General features: G+C 60.9%; 19 protein-coding genes. 17 read left to right on the top strand and 2 right to left on the bottom strand.

The genetic code is table 11. From position 1 onward, the window contains the following. Nucleotide 1 precedes the first annotated feature (1 nt). Both ACOIX3_RS27465 and ACOIX3_RS27460 read left to right on the top strand, forming a co-directional pair. Nucleotides 2–934, top strand: coding sequence for an NAD-dependent epimerase/dehydratase family protein (locus ACOIX3_RS27465; protein ID WP_420965125.1), 933 nt, complete (start codon nt 2–4; stop codon nt 932–934). Further along, on the top strand, nt 931–2,097 hold the full coding sequence (locus ACOIX3_RS27460; protein ID WP_420965124.1) for a glycosyltransferase family 4 protein: 1,167 nt from the start codon (nt 931–933) through the stop codon (nt 2,095–2,097). The genes ACOIX3_RS27465 and ACOIX3_RS27460 overlap by 4 nt, the downstream gene beginning before the upstream one ends. Nucleotides 2,098–2,140: 43 nt before the next feature. Here ACOIX3_RS27460 and ACOIX3_RS27455 read toward each other — a convergent pair whose 3' ends face one another. Next, nucleotides 2,141–3,286 carry a glycosyltransferase gene (locus ACOIX3_RS27455; protein ID WP_420965123.1) on the bottom strand — a complete coding sequence of 382 codons (1,146 nt, stop codon included), beginning with the start codon at nt 3,284–3,286 and terminating at the stop codon, nt 2,141–2,143. A 45-nt stretch (nt 3,287–3,331) separates the two neighbouring features. Further along, nucleotides 3,332–4,636 (bottom strand): hypothetical protein, encoded by a 1,305-nt coding sequence (locus ACOIX3_RS27450; protein WP_420965122.1) that lies wholly within the window; start codon nt 4,634–4,636, stop codon nt 3,332–3,334. 349 nt (nt 4,637–4,985) lie between these two features. Between ACOIX3_RS27450 and asnB (ACOIX3_RS27445) the strand changes: the two genes are divergently transcribed. The 15 genes from asnB (ACOIX3_RS27445) (at nt 4,986) to ACOIX3_RS27375 (ending at nt 22,417) form a co-directional block, all read left to right on the top strand. After that, the gene (gene asnB / locus ACOIX3_RS27445) at nt 4,986–6,737 is read left to right on the top strand and encodes an asparagine synthase (glutamine-hydrolyzing) (protein ID WP_420965121.1); all 1,752 of its coding nucleotides are present in this window, start codon (nt 4,986–4,988) and stop codon (nt 6,735–6,737) included. Beyond that, the gene (locus ACOIX3_RS27440; RefSeq protein ID WP_420965120.1) at nt 6,670–8,031 is read left to right on the top strand and encodes a glycosyltransferase family 4 protein; all 1,362 of its coding nucleotides are present in this window, start codon (nt 6,670–6,672) and stop codon (nt 8,029–8,031) included. The genes asnB (ACOIX3_RS27445) and ACOIX3_RS27440 overlap by 68 nt, the downstream gene beginning before the upstream one ends. 136 nt (nt 8,032–8,167) lie before the next feature. Further along, on the top strand, nt 8,168–8,806 hold the full coding sequence (locus ACOIX3_RS27435) for a winged helix-turn-helix transcriptional regulator (RefSeq protein ID WP_420965119.1): 639 nt from the start codon (nt 8,168–8,170) through the stop codon (nt 8,804–8,806). Further along, the gene (gene nusG, locus ACOIX3_RS27430; RefSeq protein WP_420965118.1) at nt 8,806–9,321 is read left to right on the top strand and encodes a transcription termination/antitermination protein NusG; all 516 of its coding nucleotides are present in this window, start codon (nt 8,806–8,808) and stop codon (nt 9,319–9,321) included. Before ACOIX3_RS27435 ends, nusG begins: the two co-directional genes overlap by 1 nt. A 115-nt stretch (nt 9,322–9,436) precedes the next feature. Then, nucleotides 9,437–10,375 (top strand): Gfo/Idh/MocA family oxidoreductase, encoded by a 939-nt coding sequence (locus tag ACOIX3_RS27425; RefSeq protein WP_420965117.1) that lies wholly within the window; start codon nt 9,437–9,439, stop codon nt 10,373–10,375. Then, nucleotides 10,372–10,965, top strand: a complete 594-nt coding sequence (locus ACOIX3_RS27420) for an acyltransferase (protein WP_420965115.1) — start codon at nt 10,372–10,374, stop codon at nt 10,963–10,965. Before ACOIX3_RS27425 ends, ACOIX3_RS27420 begins: the two co-directional genes overlap by 4 nt. Before the next feature lie 5 nt (nt 10,966–10,970). After that, nucleotides 10,971–11,966 (top strand): NAD-dependent epimerase/dehydratase family protein, encoded by a 996-nt coding sequence (locus tag ACOIX3_RS27415; RefSeq protein ID WP_420965114.1) that lies wholly within the window; start codon nt 10,971–10,973, stop codon nt 11,964–11,966. A 68-nt stretch (nt 11,967–12,034) separates the two neighbouring features. Further along, nucleotides 12,035–13,906, top strand: a complete 1,872-nt coding sequence (asnB, locus tag ACOIX3_RS27410; protein ID WP_420965113.1) for an asparagine synthase (glutamine-hydrolyzing) — start codon at nt 12,035–12,037, stop codon at nt 13,904–13,906. A gap of 27 nt (nt 13,907–13,933) precedes the next feature. Continuing rightward, nucleotides 13,934–14,797, top strand: coding sequence for an ABC transporter permease (locus ACOIX3_RS27405; protein WP_420965112.1), 864 nt, complete (start codon nt 13,934–13,936; stop codon nt 14,795–14,797). Continuing rightward, nucleotides 14,781–16,100, top strand: coding sequence for an ABC transporter ATP-binding protein (locus tag ACOIX3_RS27400; RefSeq protein ID WP_420965111.1), 1,320 nt, complete (start codon nt 14,781–14,783; stop codon nt 16,098–16,100). Before ACOIX3_RS27405 ends, ACOIX3_RS27400 begins: the two co-directional genes overlap by 17 nt. Then, the gene (locus tag ACOIX3_RS27395; RefSeq protein ID WP_420965110.1) at nt 16,100–16,927 is read left to right on the top strand and encodes a class I SAM-dependent methyltransferase; all 828 of its coding nucleotides are present in this window, start codon (nt 16,100–16,102) and stop codon (nt 16,925–16,927) included. Before ACOIX3_RS27400 ends, ACOIX3_RS27395 begins: the two co-directional genes overlap by 1 nt. Beyond that, nucleotides 16,924–19,461 carry a lipid II:glycine glycyltransferase FemX gene (locus ACOIX3_RS27390; protein WP_420965109.1) on the top strand — a complete coding sequence of 846 codons (2,538 nt, stop codon included), beginning with the start codon at nt 16,924–16,926 and terminating at the stop codon, nt 19,459–19,461. The genes ACOIX3_RS27395 and ACOIX3_RS27390 overlap by 4 nt, the downstream gene beginning before the upstream one ends. Before the next feature lie 2 nt (nt 19,462–19,463). Next, entirely contained in the window at nt 19,464–20,159 is a 696-nt protein-coding gene (locus tag ACOIX3_RS27385) for a metallophosphoesterase family protein (RefSeq protein WP_420965108.1), read from the top strand. Continuing rightward, nucleotides 20,156–21,211, top strand: a complete 1,056-nt coding sequence (locus ACOIX3_RS27380) for an ATP-grasp domain-containing protein (RefSeq protein WP_420965106.1) — start codon at nt 20,156–20,158, stop codon at nt 21,209–21,211. Before ACOIX3_RS27385 ends, ACOIX3_RS27380 begins: the two co-directional genes overlap by 4 nt. Nucleotides 21,212–21,262: 51 nt before the next feature. Beyond that, nucleotides 21,263–22,417 carry a class I SAM-dependent methyltransferase gene (locus ACOIX3_RS27375; RefSeq protein ID WP_420965105.1) on the top strand — a complete coding sequence of 385 codons (1,155 nt, stop codon included), beginning with the start codon at nt 21,263–21,265 and terminating at the stop codon, nt 22,415–22,417. The last annotated feature ends 15 nt before the right edge of the window (nt 22,418–22,432 follow it).

The following is a 22,432-nucleotide window of genomic DNA, read 5'->3' as shown; positions in this document are numbered from 1 at the left end:
GATGATCGTCTGGGTTACAGGCGCGAACGGGTTCATCGGCCGCCATCTGGCGCATGCGCTGGCGGGGGCAGGCCGTGCGGTGCATGGCGTCGGACACGGCGCGCTTGACGCAACCGAAGCCCGGCGGCTCGGCTTGCAGAGCTGGATCAACGGCGAGATCGATGCGGCCAATCTCAACGCGCTTGCAACGGCGCACGGGCTGCCGACGCGTGTCTTTCATCTGGCCGGCGGATCGTCCGTCGGCGTCTCGATCGAACGGCCGTTCGAGGATTTTTCGCGGACTGTCGCGAGCACCGCGCGGCTGCTCGAATGGCTGCGCGGATCCGCACCAGACTGCGCGGTGATCGCTGCGTCGAGCGCGGCCGTCTATGGCGCCGATCATTTCGGCCCGATCGCTGAAAGCGCGATCGTCACTCCGATGTCGCCGTATGGGCAGCATAAGCTGATGATGGAGCAATTGTGCGCGAGTTACGCGCGGTCATTCGGATTGCGTTGCACGGTCGTGCGGCTGTTCTCTGTGTATGGGCCCAACCTGCGCAAACAATTGCTTTGGGATATCTGCTCGCGGCTCAACGCCAAGGAGCGGGTGCTCACGCTCGGTGGGACCGGCAACGAGATCCGTGACTGGACCGACGTTCGCGATGTCGCGAGGCTGCTTGCAAGCGTCGCGGAAGCGCCGTCGTCACAGCAGGCCTTCCGGGTCATCAATGGCGGTTCGGGCCAGGGGACGAGCGTTGCCGACATCGCCGCCGGTCTCATCGGACAGTGGGGCAGCAAGACGGTTGTGCGGCATTCGGGTGTCAGCCGCCCCGGTGATCCCATGAGCCTGTTGGCCGATGCTGCGATGCTGCGCCAGATCGGCTTCGATTGGCGCATTCCGCTCGATCAGGGCCTCGCCGATTACGTGGCATGGTTCAAGGGGCAGGCTTCGTGACGTCCCGCCCATTGCGGTTCGCGTTCAATCACATTTCGCGACGGATTTGGGCCGGCGGCTATAATTATCAGCGCAATCTGTTCGCGGCGCTCGATCGGTTTCTGCCCGGCGAGTTCGCCCCGGTCGTCTTTGCCGGGACGCGGGCCGACGAGAATGAACTCGCGGAACTTGATGCGATACCGGGTGTCGAGATCGTCCGATCGGAGGTGTTCGACGGGCAGCCGGGTCTCGCTGCGGCACTCGCGCTTGGTCTGGACCGCGGCGCCGCGGCGGCGTTTCGCTCCGCGCATGTAGATGTTGTTGTCGAATCCGCGCGCTTCTTCGGTTGGCGGCTGGCGATCCCTGCAGTGGCGTGGATTCCGGATCTGCAGCACCGTTCGCTGCCTCAGCTGTTTCCAAGAACTGCACGCTGGCGCCGCGAGATCGGCTTTCGCGTTCAGATCGCGTCAGGGCGGACCATCATGCTGAGCAGCGAAAGCGCCTTCCGCGATTTCAGGGCCTACTACCCACACGCCAGCAACCGGGTCAGCGTCGTTCGCTTCGCGACCCAGCCGCCGGCCACATTCCTGGACACGGACCCATTGGAAGTAATCGCGGCGTACCATCTGCCGACGAACTACTTCTATCTGCCCAATCAGTTCTATCGCCACAAGAACCATCAGCTGGTCGTCGACGCCCTGGCGATCCTGAAGCGTCGTGGGGTCGAGGTCGTTGTCTGTGCATCCGGCAGCACGGAAGATCGGCGCGAGCCCGGCTACTATGATCTGGTCAACTCCGAGATCCGGAAGCACGGGCTCGATACGCATTTTCGTCACGTCGGCGTGATCCCGTTGCCGCATGTCTACGCGCTGCTGCGGGCTTCCACAGCCCTGCTCAACCCGTCGCGCTTCGAGGGCTGGAGCACAACGGTCGAGGAGGCGAAGTCGTTCGGCGTTCCGATGATCCTGTCCGACATCGATGTGCACCGGGAGCAGACCGCCGGCGCTGCGCGCTATTTCGGCGTCGATGATCCGGTCGCGCTGGCGGATCAGCTGACGCAAGCCTCACAGGAGGCGCGCGGGCCCGTGGTTCGAAATGTCGTCCCGCATCAGGATGACAACGTCAGCGCATTCGCGGCAAATTTCGCGGCGACGATGCGCCGGGCGGCCGCACGGGATGTCTGAACCCGTCTAAGTTGGAAGCAAACGTTGAGCGAAACGCCGGGCTTCATTTCGCCTGCGGGACCAGCTCGAAGTCGGAGTTGGGGCTTTCGTAGACCCTCAGCATGGCCTTCGCAATGAGCTCCGGGTTGTGCCATCGTTCGACATAGCGCCGTGATGCCTGGCCACACGTGAGCCATTCAGATCGGCGATCGAGAACGGCGGCAATGTCCTCGACAAGGTTTCCGGGGTTAAGTCTGTAAACGGGCAGCTCGCGCCTGATGGCGTCCGGAACGAACATCATATCTTCTTCCCGGATGTAGCATGCGACCGGCTTTCCCATCGCCATCATCTCGACCGCGAATCCCCCGTACCAGCCTGCCAGCACCTGGTCGATTGCGAGGTCTGCCGACCGATAGATCTCCAGCGCCTGCTCGTGGCTCGTCTTTTCGACAAGGATGAGGTCGAAGTCGTACCGTGACCGCAATTGTTCGAGGGCGTTCAGGATCATCGGTGTACCCTTGATCCGTCCGGCGGTCGGGGCATGAACGATCTTGAGCCGCCCCTGTTCGGAAGGCGGCGCAACGTCGAACTTCTCGATCTCGACGTTTGAATATGGGAGGAACTGGCCGTTCGGTACGATGTGTCCGAGTTCCGGATTGAGATAAAAGACCCGATCGAACAGCGGCAGAACCTTTTCGATCAGAAAGTGCCGTCGATGGTCGAGCGCGTCCGTGCATCGTTGATACAGCTCGCAGTGTTGCGCGGCGCACATCGTCCATTCGTTTCGCTTGTTTCCCTCGTTCGCCAGCCGGACATCACAACCCTGCAGGGTCATGAACAGCTTCTTGTCGAACAGGCGGGCGGCGTGCAGGTCTGCGGTCGCCAGTCTGTTGATGATGTCCGTGAGCAGCGATGGCCGGGAGAGCACTGATCCCGGCGCGGAGAGGGGGAAGCCCGGCGACAGAAAGGTCTGTCCAAAATAGTAGTGAAGAACATCGTAATGCCACTGGTTCTTCAGACCGAACGCCGCGCTGCGAATCGCCGTCTCGAGAAATCCGGCATCCTTTGCCGACAGCATCCGGTCTGCCGAGTATCCGAGCCATGTGTCGTTGCGAACGACCACGTCGCTGGATGCTCCCAGCTGCCGTTCGGCGCGGGACAGCACCCAGGGCTGGTTTCCGACATTGACTGGTCCGTGCAGGATTCTCATGTGCGCGTATTCAGGTCCGCTGACCGGCGCGAAGGCCGCACAGGGCTACGAGGCATGATCAACTCTCTCGAGCTCGCCGACATGCCTTGTAACGCTTGCCAGCAGATCGTCGGGCAGATCGGCGGTTTCACAATAGAGCCTTCCGAGCCTCGCTGCGACCGCTTGCAAGCTGTAATGCGCTTCGACATAGCGGCGCCCCGCCTTGCCGATTTCGTTCAGGTCGAGTTCACCCCTCAAGCATCGCTTCAGCACATCATAGATTTCGTCGGGACGGGTGTTGATGATCGGGCAGGTTGCCGGATCGACCATCATTCGGTCGTTGCGCAGAAAGCACAGAACGGGTTTGGCCATGGCCATCGCCTCGAGGGCCGTATAGCCGTGAAAGCCTGCGACGAACTGATCCGCAACGACGTGCGAGGCGCCGAAAAGCTCGATGACCTTCTTGTTGGGAACTCCCTGCACGGAGACCAGCTCGATCTTCTCTCCCTCCCTCACCAGCCGATCGATCGCCTCGATCAGAAGCCTGGTTCCCTTGAAGTGCCCGTGGTTCGGCGCATGTGCCACTCTCAGCACGTCGCCGGCCTTGTAGACTGGTGGCCGCGCGACGAGCTTGCTTGCGTCAATCGGCCAGTAGTGCATGTCCCGGCAGCCGGGCACATACGCCACCATATCCCCCATCGCGATCTGCGCGGTCGCACGGCCCTTGAGGCGGTCGATCGACGAGGCGTGCATCTCCGTGGTGCAGACGCAGAACTTGCCCGGCGAGGGGCATTCTTCGCACAGGTTGGGATGACCGAGTTTGAGCGTTGCTTCCCGTGCTCGGACGTCGGCACCATAGGCGTAGGTATACAATCGCTTTCCCGACTGGAACAGGAGGTCGAGTTCCTCAGGGTTGATGCCATAGCGTCCATCGCTCAGCATCAGGCCGCGATCATAGAAGTAGTTGAAGATATCGTAGCGCAGCAGGGCCCACGCCAGAACGATGCGACGAAACAGGCCGAGGCCTCTTCGGCTGCGCAGCAGTCGAAGGAAGCCCTCGAACAGGATGAGGTTGATGTCGAATGATCTCGTCACGTAGTAGGTGTTGAACACCAGCGACGAGGAGCGAAATCCCAACATCCGATCGCAGCGTGCGAGAAGCGGCAAGGTGAGGATCGGGGTGGCGGCCCACAACGTGCGCACCTTTCCCTTCGCAAGACGCTTCTCGGTGGCGCGCCGCGCCGCGCGAACAAGCATGCGCGTGACGAAACCCGCGATGGCAGATTGGGCCGGCCGGGAAGATGCAACGTCGTCGGCGGGAAGCGGCGCTTCCGTCAGGGACGTCGGTCCGATGGGTTCGATCTTGTTCACTCAGGGATCCGATGGATGCCAACTCAACATCAGCCAGCAGCTTCTAGCACAGGTTTGGCCCGAAGCGGCCATGCGATGCGGGTCCGGAGCGGCGGCGCAGAGTGGCGGCCGGCCATCGCTATCTCAGGTTTCACCAGCGTATGAAAACAGCTTCGATCGGTCCGGGAACGTTGACGCTCAGTAGATGATCAGGCTAAGACAGCGGCGGTTTGTTCCAAATGCGCGCATATTCTGACGCGGCGGTTATACCGAGCTCCGCCATCGAATCAATCTGGATAGGCATTTCGTGTGCGGCATTTTTGGCCTCATAGATAAGACCGGGCCCGTCGATGCCCGCCAAGTGGACCAGATGACCGATCTCGTTGCCCACCGTGGTCCGGATGGGCGTGGGGTGAGGGTCAACGGGAACGTCGGGCTGGGACACCGGCGGCTGGCCATCATCGATCTGACCGATGATGGCGCGCAGCCGATGCGCGACAGACGGCTTCCGATCTGGATCACCTACAACGGCGAGATCTACAATTACGTTGAGCTTCGCACGGAGCTCGAGGCTCTCGGATACACCTTTCATACGGCCTCGGATACCGAGGTCCTGCTCACAGCCTATGTTTGCTGGGGGCCAGCGTGCCTCGAACGCTTCAACGGCATGTGGTCGTTTGCGATTCACGACGAGCGCGACAACACGCTGTTCTGCGCCCGCGACAGGTTCGGCGTGAAGCCGTTCTACTACGTCAATACGGCGAAGCAGTTCGCGTTCGGCTCGGAGATCCGCCAGCTTATGCCGCTGATCGAGCGCCCGATCGCGGATGATGATCTGATCAACGATTTCCTCGTTTGCGGCATGACCGACCATACCAGCCGGACCTTCTTCAAGGGCGTCGAGAAATTGCCTCCCGGGCATCGGATGCGCGTCGATGTGTCGACGGGGCAGGTCGAAATCGAGCGCTACTATTCACTTGCGCCTGGGGTGGCCGTGTCTGATGAAGGCAGCGCAGCGAAATCGTTGCGGGAGCTGCTCGATGACGCGACGCGCCTGCGGCTGCGTTCGGATGTTCGGGTCGGAACCTGCCTGTCGGGTGGGCTGGACAGTTCGAGTGTCGCGACGCTGGCCGCGCGGCGCTATGCGCCAGGCTCGAGCGAGCGCTTCTTTGCCATCACGGCCGTGAGCGAGCAGGCGTCCAACAATGAAGAGGCGTACGCGGCGGAGGTTGCAGAGCGGGCGGAGTTGAACTGGCTGCGCACCAAGCCGACCTATCAGGACTTTGTATCGACGGCGGAGACCTTGCTCGACGTCCAGGAGGAGCCGTTCGCAGGTCCTTCGATCATGATGCAGTACGCGGTGATGAAGGCCGCGCGATCGAATGGCGTCATCGTGCTGCTCGATGGTCAGGGCGGTGACGAAACGTTGCTGGGGTACCATCGCTACTATGCGGCCTGGCTGCTCGACCATCTTCGCAGCGGTGGCGTCCGTGGATTTCTGTCCGCCTTCAGCGCCGCCACGCGGGCGGGGATTTCGCGCCGGCGATTGCTGATGTATTTGTTCGGTGCCGGTTCGGCAGGGCTGCGCGCTGCCTATTACCGGCTGCGTTACACTTTCCTCAAAAATCCCGATCTGCCGGAGCCGCTTCGCCGCTTTGCGTCGAAGACGAGGGATGCACAGGGCATGCAGGTGCTGGAGATTACCGAGACCAATTTGCCGATGCTGCTGCGTTTCGAGGACAAGAACTCCATGCGGTTCGGCATCGAAACGCGACTTCCATTCCTCGACTATCGCTTCGTCGAGTTTGCTTTGGCGCTTCCCACACGCATCAAGCTGAACAAGGGATGGGCAAAATGGCCGCTTCGCGCCGCCATGAGCGATCTGCTGCCGGCCACCATCACCTGGCGGAGGGACAAGATCGGTTTTGCTGCCCCCGACCGGATCTGGCTCACGCGGCACTCGGCCGCGATGTATGACAAGGTGATCGCAAGCGAGCTCCTGGCCCGCTATGTCGACATGCCGAAGCTGAAGAGGAAATTTCACCGGCTCGATCTTGGAATGCGCTGGCGGCTTTATTGCGTTGCGCTCTGGGGCGAGCGCTTTCGGGTCGAAGCGCCATGAGGCCTGGTGGCTCCTGGATGTCATCGTCGTCGTCGACGAGCGCCGGCTTGTTGGCGGTTGCTTTGCGGGTGGCCCGATGAACATCTGGCTATTGCATCCGTTCGCAGGCGGGCCGGGCCTCGGCCGTCACTGGCGTCCGTTTTGGCTCGCAGATGCCTGGGGGAAGATGGGGCATCGGGTGGTGGTGGTCAGTGCCGGTTTCCATCACCTGCACCGGGAGCCGCGCGCTCCGGGACCGCAGCGGATCAACGGTGTCGACTTCTGGTTCCTCGACACCCCGCGCTATGATGGCGGCAATTTGGGGCGGCTGCGCAACAATCTGAGCTTTGCGCCGGCCTTTCGCTCGGCGACATCCGCGATCGCCGCGCAATTCGGCGAGCCGGATCTGATGATCGCGTCCAGCCCGCATCTGTTCTTCATATCGGCGGCGCGTCAGATCGCGCAGCGCTTCGGCGCCAGGTTCTGGCTGGAGGTTCGTGACCTCTGGCCGGAGAGCATCGTGGCGCTTGGAATGACCCCGACCTGGCACCCCCTCGTGAGGTTGCTCGGCTGGAAGGAGCGGTCCGCCTATCGCGCCGCGGATCGCGTGATCTGTCTTTTAGCCGGTGCGGAAGCCCATATGCGGGCACGCGGCTTGAGCGCCGGCAAGTTCATCTGGATACCCAACGGGGTGTCCGACGGCGAGATCCAGAGCGCGCTGACGATCGAAACTCTCGGTCATCCGTTGATCGGCCGCATCAATCAGTTGAAGCAGCAGGGCAGGCGGGTTGTCCTCTATGCCGGCGGCATGGGGCCGCCAAACGCAGTGGAGGTCGTTCTCGACGCCGCCGCTGTCCTCGGCAGCACAAGCCCCGAGATCAGTTTCGTTCTGATCGGCTCAGGCACTTCGCTCGCCGCGCTGAAGCAGCGGGCGGCAGGGCTTGCCAACGTGGAGTTTCACGACGAAGTTGATCGGTCGATCGTACATGGCATGCTGCACGCGTCCGATTGCGCGGTCGTCGCCTTCCACAAGAACGCGCTCTACCACCACGGCATCAGCCCCAACAAGCTGTTCGACTACTGCCTGTTCGCGCCGCGCAGCGTCATTGCCTGCGAAGCGCAGGCGCTTGCCGGGCTCGAGGATTTGGTGACTGCGCGATGCGCGCCGGACGACGGCAGTGTACTCGCCGCGTCCCTGCGCGCGGCGCTGGACGGTCCGGCGCGTTCGCGGGCCGAACGGGTCGCCATCGCGCAGCGGTACAGCTATTCCACGCTTGCCGCACGGTATCTGGCCGAGGCCGGGAATCTGGCCTAGGTGTGGCTGTGGCGACACATGGGCCTTGAGTAAATATGTTTGTTATCAATATCTTACGATGTTCATCGCGTGAACGAATTCGCTTGACGTTCATCCGATGAACGCGCTATCAGCCTTTCCAGTGGGGATAGGCGTGATGGCGGGCATTCTACCGACAGATGAGAATGACAGCGACCGGCTGGTCCTCGGTCTGCTCACCTCGCTTGAAGCCGATGGTGCGCAGTCGCAACGGCGGATCGCAGCCGATCTCGGCATCGCGCTCGGCCTCGTCAACGCGTATCTGAAGCGGGCGATCAAGAAGGGCTTCGTCAAGGTCGGGCAGGCGCCGGCACGGCGTTATGCCTATTACCTCACGCCGCAAGGCTTCTCCGAGAAATCGCGACTGACCGTCCAGTTCCTGTCGGACTCGTTTTCGCTCTTCCGCAAGGCGAAGGAGGAGTATGGCAGGCTGTTTGAGCGCGCTCAGGCGCTCGGCTTCAGGCGGGTGGTGCTCGCCGGGCAATCCGACCTCTGCGAAATCGCGATCCTGTGCGCGGTCGACGGGCCAATTTCGGTCATTGCGATCGTTGATCCCGATGCAACCGCGACCCGGTTCATCGGCGTCAAGGTCGTTTCCTCCTACGCGTTGGTGGACGAGCCGTTCGATGCGGTCGTTGTGACGCATCTGACGGCCGCGCGCAGCGTGTTCGAGCAGGCGGTCAGCAATTTCGGGGCGGAGAAAGTCCTTGCGCCGGATCTGCTGGGCCTGCGTCCAAAGCAATCGTTGGGGGCGTGATGGCCATGGAGCTCAGTTCACGCTGGTACGTCGTCCAGACGCAGGTCAATGCCGAAGCAAAGGCGGCCGCCAACCTCGAGCGGCAGGGATTTTCGATCTATTTTCCCCGTTACCTGAAGCGCCGCAGCCACGCCAGGAAGGTGGAGACTGTGCCGCGTCCGTTGTTTCCGCGCTATCTCTTCGTCGGGATCGACCTCGCGTCGCAGCGGTGGCGTGCCATTCAATCGACGCTCGGCGTGTCGCATCTCGTGTGTGTGGGAGATCGGCCGGCAGTGGTGGAAGACCGCGTCATCGATGGCTTGAAAGGGCGCGAGGACGACGCCGGCTTCATCACGCTTGCGCGCAGGCCGGCGTTCTCGCCCGGGGATAAAGTGCGAATTGTCGAAGGTGCGTTCGTCGACAGTCTTGCGCTCGTTGAAGACGCCAGCGATCAGCATCGTGTTGCGGTTCTCTTGAACCTGTTGGGCCGCAAGGTCCGTGTTCTTGTCGGGACGGACCTGATCGCTGCGGCGTAACTGCGTCTGCCTCCGGGCAGGCGTAATCGACGTGTTTGGCTTGGGTGTGATGTTCGATTCACCCCGAGTGCGGTAGCTTGCCTGAAGCAGGCAGAAACGTTTGAGAGAGGGGCCCATGACGACTTACGCATTGATCGGCGCTGCCGGCTACATCGCGCCGCGGCACATGCGGGCGATGGCCGAGACCGGCGGCAATCTCGCCGTGGCGTACGATCCCAACGATTCCGTCGGCATCATGGACAGCCATTTTCCGGATGCCGAGTTCTTCACCCAGTTCGAGCTGTTCGATCGCCATGTCGACCAGTTGCGCAGGGGCGGCCGGAAGATCGACTACATGTCGATCTGCTCGCCGAACTATCTGCACGACGCGCACTGCCGGTTTGCGCTGCGCTCGGGCGTGGATGCCATCTGCGAAAAGCCGCTGGTCCTCAATCCCGGCGACATCGACGACCTGGCCGCCATCGAGCAAGACACCGGCCGCCGCATCTCGACCATTCTGCAATTGCGGCTGCATCCGGCGATCATCGCCCTGCGCGATCGCTTCGCGAACTCGAACAAGCGCCACAAGGTCGAGCTGACCTACATCACCTCGCGCGGCCGCTGGTATCACACCTCCTGGAAGGGCGCAGACGGCAAGTCGGGTGGTGTCGCGACCAATATCGGGGTGCACTTCTTCGACATGCTGAGCTTCGTGTTCGGCCCCGCCAGCCGCAACGAGGCGCACCTGCGCGAGGCGGAGAGGGCGGCCGGCTCGCTGGAGTGCGAGCGCGCGGACGTGAGCTGGTTTCTGTCGCTGGACCGCAACGACCTGCCCGACGGCGTGAAAGGCAAGAAGACGACCTATCGCTCGATCACCGTCGACGGCGAGGAGGTCGAATTCTCGGAAGGGTTCACTGATCTCCATACGCGCAGCTACGAGGAGATCGTCGCCGGCCGAGGCTTCAGGCTGGACGAAGTCCGCCCCTCGATCGATATCGTCTCCACGTTCCGCGATGCGCCGATCGTCAGAAGCAACGGCGTTCACGCCTTTGCCCAGAAGGCGATGCACAAATGAGCGAGATGCGCGAGGATCCGCGCTTTCCAGGCGTCCTGATCCATCAATCGAGCTATGTGGACGATGGGGCGGTGCTCGGGCGCGGCACCAAGATCTGGCACTTCTGCCATATTCTGTCGCGCACGGTGATCGGCGAGGACTGCTCGATCGGCCAGAACGTGATGATCGGTCCGAACGTCACGATCGGAAACGGCTGCAAGATCCAGAACAACGTCTCGATCTATGATGGCGTCGAGCTCGGCGACGACGTGTTCTGCGGCCCGAGCTGCGTTTTCACGAACGTGAACAATCCGCGCGCCGGCGTGTCGCGGAAGGACGAGTTCCGCAAGACGCCGATCGGGCGCGGCGCCAGCATTGGCGCCAATGCGACCATCGTCTGCGGACATTCGCTGGGCGAGTACTGCTTCATCGGAGCCGGTGCTGTCGTCACGAAGAATGTCGCTGCATTTTCGTTGATGGCAGGCAATCCGGCCCGCCGAATTGGTTGGATGAGTAGAGCAGGCGAGCGGCTGGGTAGCGATCTGGTCTGCCCACGCACTCACCGTCGTTATGAGCTTCATAATGAAGCGCTGGTTGAAATCGAGGGTTGAAGAAGATGGACATTCGCGGAAAGAAGGTTGTCGTTATCGGGGGCGCCGGGCTGATCGGGTCGCATGCGGTCGATCAACTGACGCAGACTGACGTCGGCGAGATCGTCATTTACGACAACTTCGTGCGCGGCACGCATGAGAACCTTGCCGGCGCGCTGCGCGACCCTCGCGTCAAGATCTTCGAGGCCGGCGGCGATATCACACAGGTCGACATCCTCGATGCGGCCCTGAAGGGCGCCGACGGAGTGTTTCAGTTCGCTGCGCTCTGGCTGCTGCAGTGTCACGAATTCCCGCGAACGGCCTTTGACGTCAACGTCAACGGAATGTTCAACGTCCTGGACGGATGCGTGCGCAACGGTGTCAAGCGGCTGGTCTGGTCGTCGTCGGCCTCCGTCTATGGCGATGCCGTCGAGGAGCCGATGACGGAAGACCATCCGTTCAACAACAAGAACTTCTATGGTGCGACCAAGATCTGCGGCGAGGCCATGGCCCGTGCCTACCACTTCCGCTACGGCCTCGACTATGTCGGCCTCCGCTACATGAACGTGTACGGACCGCGTCAGGATTACCGGGGAGCCTATATCGCCGTGATCATGAAGATGCTCGACGCGATCGACAAGGGCGAGGGACCGACGATCCTGGGCGATGGCTCGGAGGCGTTCGATTTCGTCGCGGTGGAAGATTGCGCGCGCGCCAATCTGTGCGCCATGGGCGCGAGCGCGACGGATCGCTTCTACAATGTCGGCACTGGACACCGGACCTCGCTGAAGCAGATCGCCGAAAAGCTCCTGAACCTCACCGGCTCTAACCAGCCCATCAACTATGCGCCGCGGAGCCAGGCCACGCTGGTGCGTAACCGGATCGGATCGCCGAAGCGGGCGCAGGAGGAGATCGGCTTCACCGCCGCGATCGACCTGGACGAAGGGTTGCGGCGGCTGATCGACTGGCGCAGGAGCCATATTGATCAGGTCGATCAGCGTCGTGCCAAGGCTCAGGTCTGAAGGCTCAGATCTGAAGGCTCGGATCTGAGCTCGCACCCGACATCATTGAATAGATCGGCCAGAATAACATGTGTGGCATAGCCGGAATTCTGCACCGCGACGGGCGGCCCGCTTCAATCACCACGTTGACGGCAATGACCGATATCATTGCGCATCGCGGGCCGGACGGTGAGGGCCACTACTGCAACGGTCCCGTTGGGCTCGGTCATCGCCGGCTGTCGATCATTGATCTGACCGACGCCGCGCGGCAGCCGATGGAGATGCGCGACGGCCGATTCGTGCTGACCTACAACGGCGAGATCTACAACTTCAAGGAATTGAAGGTCGAGCTTTCGGCGAGGGGCCACGTCTTCAACTCTTCCGGCGACAGCGAGGTGCTGCTGCACGCCTTCGCCGAGTGGGGCCTCGGTGCGCTTCTCAAGTTCAACGGCATGTTCGCCTTTGCGATCTGGGACAATCACGAGCGGAAGCTCACCTTGGCCCGGGATCGCTTCGGCGTGAAGCCGCTCTACTACGCCGAACTTGGGCAGACCCTCGTCTTCGCCTCCGAGCACAAGGCTTTTCGGGCATTTTCGGAGTACAAGCCGCGCGTCGACATCAGGGGGCTGTCGGAATATCTCAGCTTTCAGAACTTCTTCGCCGAGCGGACATTGTTTGCCGGCGTGAAGCTGTTGCCGGCCGGTTGCTATCTGCAAATTTCGCAGGACAGCAGGGCCGTCGAGCCGGTTCAGTACTGGGATTTTCATTTCGAGGAGCCCGAGTACGCGGTCGATGAGAATGAGGCGACCGACGAGCTCGATCGCCTGTTCAGGCAGGCGGTCAACCGGCAGCTCGTGAGCGACGTCGAGGTCGGGTGCTATCTTTCCGGCGGCATGGATTCAGGCTCCATCACCGCGCTGGCATCGAGCCAACTGCCGTTCATGCGGACGTTTACGGTCGGATTCGATCTCAACTCGGCCTCGGGCGTCGAACTCGGATACGACGAGCGGACGAAGGCCGAGCATATGTCGTATTTGTTCAAGACCGAGCACTACGAGATGGTCTTGAAGGCCGGTGACATGGAGCGGGCATTGCCTCAGCTTGCATGGCATCTGGAAGAGCCTCGCGTCGGCCAGTCCTATCCGAATTTCTATGCGGCAAAACTCGCATCCAAATTTGGCAAGGTGGTCCTGACGGGGACCGGGGGAGACGAACTCTTCGGCGGATACCCCTGGCGTTACTACCGCGCCGTCGTGAACGATGACTTCGATCATTATATCGAGAAGTACTTCGGATTCTGGCAACGCATGGTTCCGAGCGGAACGATGCCGAAGCTGCTGGGGCCGGTATGGGATGAGGCCAGGCAGACCTCGCCGATCGATATTTTCAGGGGAGTGTTCAAGGAGCACGCCTCGGAGCTGCGGCGGCCCGAGGACTACGTCAATCATTCGCTCTACTTCGAGGCCAAGACGTTCCTCAACGGGCTGCTTATCGTCGAGGACAAGCTGGCGATGGCGCATGGACTCGAGAGCCGAGTGCCGTTTCTCGACAACGATCTCGTCGATTTCGCAATGAAGCTTCCCGCCAAGATGAAACTCGGCAATCTGACCGAGGTCATTCGCCTCAACGAAAACGAGCCCGGCGGAAAGGCGCAGCGCTATTACGAGCGCACCAGGGACGGCAAGTTGATTTTGCGGAAGATGATGAGCCGGCATATTCCCGACGAGGTGGCCGAGCGCGAGAAGCAGGGCTTCTCTGCGCCGGACGCCAGCTGGTTCAAGGGCGAGAGCATCGAGTATGTCAAACGCAGGCTCTTCAGCAACACTGCCCGCATCTACGACCTGGTCGACCGAAAGACCGTTCGCTCGTTGGTCGACGAACATCTGGAAGGACGGGAAAACAGGCGGCTGCTGATCTGGTCTTTGCTCAATCTCGAGCAGATCATGGAAAGCAGCTTTTAGGCACGCACAAATGGGAGCGCGCTGCAGATGAACGGTCTCTTCCCGGCGGCAAGATGGGTGCGGGTTGGCCTGTCGCCATACCGCAACTCTCAGGCCTTATGGACCACGATCAATCAGATCCGGCGATATCCCGATCTCTTGCGGGAGATGGTCGATCGTGACCTGAGCGCTGCGCATGCCCGGCACGGGTTTGGCGCCTTGTGGATTTTCATTCATCCGCTCGTTGTCGTCGGAACATACCTGCTCATCTTCGGCTTCGTGCTGGGCAGCAAGCTGTCGATCAGCGCAGATTTTCCCGGCGATTTCTCTGCCTACATCCTCGCAAGCCTGGTTCCCTGGCTGATGATGCAGGCTGCGCTGACTCGCGGACCCGGAGCCCTGATAGGGAGCGCAAGTCTCGTCAAGCAGGTTGTGTTCCCGATCGAGCTGCTTCCGATCGCGGCGACCATTGCTGCGACGATCCCTCATCTGCCGGCCCTCGCGCTCGTCATTCTCTACAAGGGCTATGTGGGGGGGCTCAGCTGGATGATCCTGCTGCTGCCGGTCGTATTTGCGGTTCATGCAATTCTGGCAATCGGGTTGAGCTTCGCCCTTGCTGCAATCACTCCGTTCTTTCGCGATCTGCGCGAGATCGTCACGGTCTTCACCTCGATCGCGATGTATCTGATGCCGACGGTGTACCTGCCCGACTGGATGCCGCGTGCCCTCCGTCCATTGATCTATTCGAATCCCTTCAGTTACCTCGTCTGGGTCTATCAGGACGTCCTCTTCTTCGGCTCGTTCAAGCATCCTTACGCCTGGGCGGTGACCCTCGTGTTCGCGCTGCTAAGTCTGGGGCTCGGATACCGCATCTTTGAAAAGCTGAAACCGTACTATGGCAATGCTCTCTGACAATCGAGACGCCGGCGAACTGATCCCGCTTGCCGGGTCATTGGACCCGCAGTGCGCCATTCGGGTCATCGACCTTGGAAAGGCCTATCGGCTCTATCAGCAGCCGTTGGATTTCCTGAAGGAGATCATCACCGGAAAGTCCCGGCACCATGAGCACTGGGCAATCCAGAATGTTTCCTTTGAGGTGATGCGCGGTCGCGTGGTCGGCATCATCGGGCCGAACGGCGCGGGAAAGAGTACCCTCCTGAAGATCATCGCCGGACTGCTGGATGCCACAACCGGGCGAGTTGAAGTGGCCGGAAAGCTGTCCGCGATTCTGGAATTGGGCACCGGCTTTCATCCGGATGTGTCGGGTCGCGACAACATCGTGCTGGGCGGCATGTGCCTCGGCATGACCCGAGCCGAAATCGAGGCGAAGGTTCCCTGGATCATCGATTTCAGCGAGCTTGCAGAGGTGATCGATCAGCCGTTCCGGACCTATTCGAGCGGCATGCAGGCGCGGCTCACTTTCGCCACTGCGATCAGCGTCGATCCGGAACTATTCATCGTCGACGAGGCTCTCGCTGCAGGCGATACCGCCTTTGTCAACAAGTGCATGAAGCGGGTTCGTCAGATCTGCGAAAGCGGCGCCACCGTCCTGTTCGTCTCGCACTCGAGCGGGCTGATCAGTGAGCTGTGTGACGAGGCGATCTGGATCGACAAGGGGCGGGTGCTGATGCACGGAAATGCCCAGCGCGTCAGCAAGGCCTACGAGCAGAGTGTCTGGGATATCGAGGAAGCGCGCAATCTCCGGGAAACCAAGAAGCTGAGCGGGTCGATTGAGAGCACGGCCGAAACCGGAAAATACGAGCTTGGCGGCGACACCCTGCAGATCATTGCCGTCGAGGTGATCGACGTCGAAGGCAAGCCGATCGGCGTTGTCAAGAATGGGCAGCCGCTTCGAATCCGCGTGTCGTGGTCAGGCTTCTCCGAGCACAAGCAGATCTACGCAAGTCTGCGGATCGATACCGCGCGGCTTCAGGCGGTGACCGGAATCGAGGGATACGACGGTGGCCTGTTTCTCGATGGAGAGGATGGTCTGCCTGAACGCGGCAGCGTCATCTACGAGGTGCCCGAGCTCGCGCTTGGCGAAGGGCAATATTACATCTCTGCCGCTCTGTGCCGGCACATGCTGCCCAAGGGGGCGGAAGCCATCCTGCATTATGTCGAGAAGGCGGCGCAGTTCTCGGTGTCGCGCAACTCACTGTGGCATTTCAATTATCTCTACGATCCGAAATTCACCTGCAGTATCGAGCGAAGCTGATGACGATGACGGATGGTGATTGGCAGGAGAAGCTCGAGGCGTTCTTTGAGCTTCGCGCACGGCAGATATCGGAGAAGCCGACGCTGGATGACCTCTGTTACGTCGCCGGTAGAAATCCGTTTCTCTGGACCGATCAGGACCTGCTTTCCGATCTGAAATCGCACATGTCGAGTCTGATGCAGCTCGACCAGAACAGCAAGGTTCTCGAGGTGGGATGCGCCGCCGGCCTTCTTGCGATGCTCGTTGCGCCGAACGTGGGCAAATACGTGGGCGTCGATCTGGCGGAGACCCCGCTCGGCGTTGCGCGGCGGCTTGAGCTCCCCAATGCCGAGTTCCATCAGGCCGCCGGCGAGAATTTGCAGTTCGGCGACCGCGAGTTTGACGCCGCCTTTTGCTATGATGTGTTCTCGAACTTTCCGAAGTTTCAGACTGGCGAATTGATCATTCGTGAGATGCTTCGGGTCGTGCGCCCTGGCGGGCGCGTTCTCATCGGCTCTGTGCCCGATCGAAGCAAGCTTGAACAGTCTCAGCAGATCGCGGCTCAACTGGCGGCTGGGTTCGGCGCACAGCTAGCCGCTCGCCCGCCGCTGGAAACCATGGTCAAGCAACGGAAGCTCAATTCTTTGGCCAGGGTTGCAAGCTATCTTGGATTTGCCAAAGACGCGCCCGCCGCGCAGATCAAGCCGGAAATCGTGTCGTATGACTTCCTCAAGGAGGACTTCATCGATCTCGGAAAGCGCCTTCGGGTCGAGACAGAGATTGTCGACATCCACCCGCGCAATCCCTATGTCGGCACGCGCTTCAACGTCATTTTCATCGCTAAATGAAAATCGTCGGATTTCACGACGTCGATCGTGGCCGCTGGAACGCGCTAGTGGCATCTTCGCCCGAGGCGTGGCTGAACCACGATACGGCGTGGGTTTCGATCGAAGAGCGCTTCTTTGTCGATGCCAACCTGTCGTTTGCCCTGATCGAGAACGATGAGATCGTCGGTATTCAGCCATTGTATCTGAGCGACGGGACCGGTACGCCGTTTGGTGAGCGCCTTCTGCATTCGGGAATCCATCGTCATACCGGCTTGGCAACGAGCGGACGGATCGACCGCGGTACCAGGAAAGCTCTCCGCACAGCAGCCATGGACGAGATATTTCGACTGGCCGAACTATACGATGTCGATCGGATCCAGCTCAATTCTCACAATCTCGCACCGAGCAATCAGGCGGGTTCGCGCGAGGAAATTCCGTTTTGGGTGAGAGATTTTGGTTTCCAGTTGGGAATAGCGTTTGGTCCAAATGGAATGAGCCCTTTCCCGGGTCTCTCGACGGTCAATGCCGATCAACTGATCGATCTTGACCAGTCCGAAGACGATTTGTTCTCGAATTTGGACGAAGGGTGCCGAAGGGCCGTTCGGAAGGCGCTCAAGGCAGGTCTCGAGTTCGAAGTCGCCACCGATCGAGCAGCTCTGAAGGACTACCTGGAAATAGCCGAAGAGTCGGCCGTGAGAACGGGAGAGGCGTTGCCGCCGGTCTCCTACTACGAAGCGGTCCTCGATGGCTTTTTCGCACAGGGCCGGGCGCATCTGCTCTTCGTGCGTGAACGAGCCGCCCGGTTGGCCGGATTGATCGTGCTCAGTGACAAGACGGCCGTGCACTTCATGGCCGGAGCCGCTCGACCCGATGCCTTGAAGCTCCGCCCCAACGACTTGCTTCATTGGAACGCGATGTTGTGGGCCAAGCGCGCCGGATTCCGAACCTATCGTCTGGGGCCGTGGTTTCCGGAAGTGCCGCGCGACTGGCCGATCTCGAAAGTATCGTACTTCAAGACGAAGTTCGGATCGACGTCGGTGCCGATCATTCAGGGAAGCATGTTTCGTCGCCTGGAAAGGTACCGTCGGGATATGCCTGTGTTGGAAGAGAGCCTCAGGGGCGTGGGCTATCGCGCTGCGGAGTCTTCTGTGTTCGCGCGCGCCGGTGGTGAATTTGTTGCCCACCTTCTGCGCGTTTTCGGATTTCCTGGTGCCTCTGCGTCGCCGGACGGCAGGCCTCTGGTTCTGTACCGTCCTCAGCGCGAGGACGTGAGCCGGGCGTCCGACTTTCTTGGTCGCGGCGGCTCCGTCGTTGCCGTGTTGCCGGCCGTTGGGTTTGCGAAGGCATTCGCCGTCACGTCGGAAGCGAGGGCCGTCGATTCTCCGCGGGTCCTGCAGGCCGAAATGGCCGGGCAGAAGCCCTGGAAAAGGCTGCGGACGCTTCACTCGTATATGCGATTTGTGGCCGCGGAAGGCGTGCCTGTCGTCACCGATGACGAGGGGCGAGCTGCCTGGCTCGGCTTGCGCACGTCCGCGGGCGGGACGATGATATTTGCCGGCACCGATATCGTTTCGGACCTCGCTCGGTATCGCCAGGGCGATCCTGCGGCCGCCGACAAGCGGCCTACGGATGCGATGTGGGGCTTTGCCGGTGAGCGGCCAAACTATCTCTTCGAAGGCCAGCTTGCCGGTGAGGATCCGCGTGAGCGGCATGCCGACTGGTGGTGTGAAGCCTTGGCGGACGCGCTGACGCGCCTGTGCGGTGAGACCAGGCTTCCGATGCTGCCGAATGGGGCGCCGGGCGCGATCGTCATCACGGGCGATGACGATCAAGCTGCGCTCGATCGGTATGCCGCGCAGCTGGAAGCGCTCGGCGCGCTGCCGGTTACATATTTTCTTCATCCGCTGACCAAGCATACACCGGAGACGTTGGCGCAACTCAAGTCGCGCGGGCGCGTCGAACTTGGCTTGCATCCCGATGCGCTTGAGGAGCCGCAGAAATATGCCGAGCTGTTCTCGGAACAGGCGAGCTGGTTCAAGCAGCTGACGGGCGAGGACGCGCGGACTGTCCGAAACCATGGATTTCTGAACGACGGGTATTGGAAACATGCCGAGCCATGGAATGCGCACGGCGTGAAGGGGAGTTCCAATCTGCCCGGGCTCGACGGCCGCATGCTCAACGGCTCGCTGTTACCCGCAAGACTTTTGCTCGATGACACGCTCACGGATCACTGGAGCATCCTGACCGCCATCGGCGACGGGATCGTGTTCGTGCACGGCTGGAATGATGATCAATCGGCGGATTGCATTTTCGGACTAGCGGACGATATCCGGAAGAGCGGCGTCCCTGGGGTGATCGTCGTCAATCTGCATCCGGAGAACATCGACAAGACCCGCGGGATGCATCACGCGGTTCGCAAGGTCGTCGACGACGGATTCGTTCCGTGGACAATGAGCGAATGCCTCGCGTGGTTCGAGAGCCGTCCCGAGCAGCGGCAGGCTGACGTTCGGCCGGCTTTCTCCTGGGCACGGCTTTTGGGCCGACGGAGCAGCTGAGTATGCGCCTCGGCATTCTGTCCGACGCCCACGGGAATATCGAGGCGTTCGAGCTGGCGCTGGCCGTTTTGGCGGACGCGAAAGCCGATGCGATCTACTTCCTGGGGGATGCAGTTGGGTACATCCCGGAAAAGGGCGTTGTCAGCGCACTTCGGTCGAGCGGCATCCAGGTCGTGAGAGGGAATCACGACGACATGCTGATCCGGCAGACGACGGCTGCGGACCGTGAGGCGATCTATCGGCATCGTGAGACGTTTGCGCTGCTGAGCAACGATGAGCGCGACTTTGTCGGGAGCTGGCCGTCGAAACTGACCGTCCGCGATGAGCGTGGAACGATCCTGTTTGTTCATGGCAGCCCAAAGAACCCGTTGGAAGGCTACGTATATCCGGACAGCAGCCTGTCGGACTTTGCAGAAGTCGACGCGGATATCGTCTTCATGGGGCACACACATCATCCCTTTGTGCGGCAGCACGCGGACAAGCTCTTTGTCAATGTGGGGAGTTGCGGCCTTCCGCGAGGGAGGGACCTTCGGGGATCGGTCTGTATCTACGATCCAGGCGAGCGGGCCGCAGAGATCATCCGGTTCAACATCTCAGGCCCCTGTCGTCGAATCCTGTCGCGCTATCCGCTTGCGCCCCCGGTCGCTTCGCTGCTTGAGAAGTGCGCCGATTTCAAAGCGAATGAGGTGCAATCTTGAAGAGTAGACGTGCAAAAGTTCTGCTGACGGGGATCGGCGGAGGCGGTCACGGTGAACAAATACTCAAGGCTCTCCGGTTGGGCGAGCTCGAGTACGACATCGTAGGCACGGACGTCAGCGATCTGTGCGCAAACCGAAACCTCGTCAATAAGTTTGTGCAATTGCCGCGGGCGAGCCACCCCGCGTATCTGGATGAGCTTCGGTCGCTGGCTCTATCGGAAAAATGTGTTGCCGTCTTTCATGGATCAGAACCCGAGATGGCTGTTCTGAGCCGGGCGCGGTCCGCGCTCGAGGCTGACGGCCTGTACGTGCCCGTCAATCCGCCGGCGGTTCTTGAGATTTGCCAGGACAAGACGAAAACGATGGCTCACCTGGCCTCGTGCGGATTGTCGGCGCCGAGCTTCATGGAAGTGCGCGAGCTGTCGGATCTCGACCAATGGGAGACCCTGCCGGCAATCCTCAAGCCGTCGGTCGGCGGTGGCGGGTCGGCCAATGTCTTCATCGTTCAATCGCGCGAAGAGCTGCTGGCCTTCTCGCGCTATCTGCTTGCGACGTCTGAAGCCTTCATTATCCAGGAATACATCGGAACCTCGGAAGACGAATATACGGTCGGCGTGCTGTTCGGTGCGGATGGTGCCCTCCTCAATTCGATTGCCATCAGGCGGGTCATCAACAACGCCCTGACAATCCGTACTCAGGTCCCCAACCGGTCGGGTCGTCCCGATCTCGGATCGCGGCTTGTGATCTCGACCGGCATTTCGCAGGGACATATTGCCGACTGGCCTGATGTGCGAAGCGCGTGCGAGAAAATCGCCGGCTCGCTTTCACCGAGAGCTCCGATCAACGTGCAGTGTCGTGTCGTGGACGGTGCCGTGATCCCGTTCGAGATCAATCCCCGGTTTTCGGGAACGACCTCGCTGAGGGCGATGGCTGGATACAACGAGCCGGACATTCTCGTTCGAAGGGATGTCTACGGCGAGAACATTCCGGTGCGATTTCCATACAAGGAAATGACAATCCTGCGGGGCCTGCAAGAGCATTCGATTGGCTAAGTGAGCGTTCTGAACTCGACAGGCAGCAGCGGATCAACAAGGAGTGAGCTTATGACAGCGCAATGTCCGGTATGCGAATCGACGCAGCTAGGTGATATCTATCCGTCCTTCTCCGGGACCTGCATCACATCCGACATGATGGTGCTTCGCGAGGCATCCCTCGACAATCGGCTGTGCAAGGAATGCGGCCTGATCTTCAACGCCGGCGGGACGAGGGGGCGTGCCGAAGCCTTCTATAAGGACAGCTACAATCTGATGATGAAGAGCCCGGACGCGGCAATTCAGAGCTTCTCGGGTCCGGCTCCCATCTCTCAAGCGGAACGCACGCACCAGATCCTGAGGGAAATGACCAATCTGCCGACGGGCGGATCGGTGCTGGAGATTGGTGCCGGAAAGGGCGATTTCCTGGGACATTTTGTTGAAGAATCTCCCGACTGGCGCGCGGCGGCATTCGAACCGAGCTCGGCATTCGACGTGCTGCAGAAGAGATTTCCCTCCGCCCTGCTTCGACGCTGCGACTACAAGGATTTCGACGCTGAGGCGGCGAGCTTCGATCTGATCGTCGCCTTGGGCGTCCTGGAGCATGTCGAGAATCCGCTCGACATGTTGAAGTGGGCGCACAGGCGCCTCAAGGAGGCGGGTCTCTTCTACATTCGCGTTCCCAACTTTGCGAAGAATCCGAACGATCTGTTTTGCGCAGACCACCTTTCGAAGCTCACCCTCCATACATTGGAATCGCTCGCGCACGCCGCAGGATTTGATGTGGTGTCCTCGAAAGAGGCAGGTGTGCCGATCTTTGTTCTGCTGAGGAAGATTGCTGCGCCGAAGCCGCACACGGTGAACGTGGCAGAACTCAATCGGCACACAGTTGATCAGAACGCGACCGTGGCCAAGAGTGCGATGGATGCGATCGATCGGTGTCGCAAGGCCGCCGATGCGTCGGGAGAGCCATTCGCCATTTTCGGCTTGGGGTCGTCGGGCTTGTTTGCGCCGTTCTACCTTGGCTTCGACGCCGGGAAGATCGCGGCCTATCTCGATGAAAATCGTTCCACGTGGGGAAGCGGCTTGAACGGACGTCCGGTGGGTGGTCTCGACAAGATCAAGGAATTGGGGATTCGGCACGTGGCGCTGGCGATTAGCCCAGTCTATTTCGATCAAGTGAAGGCGAAGCTGGCACCTTACGGAGTGGAAGTGTATTCGGCCTGAGGTCAGGTCAAAGAC

The sequence above is a fragment of the Bradyrhizobium sp. B120 genome (genome assembly GCF_049075665.1).
In the GTDB taxonomy this organism is placed as follows: domain Bacteria; phylum Pseudomonadota; class Alphaproteobacteria; order Rhizobiales; family Xanthobacteraceae; genus Bradyrhizobium.
The sequence above is the reverse complement of the archived record's forward strand: the minus strand, read 5'-3'. Positions and strand labels throughout refer to the sequence as shown.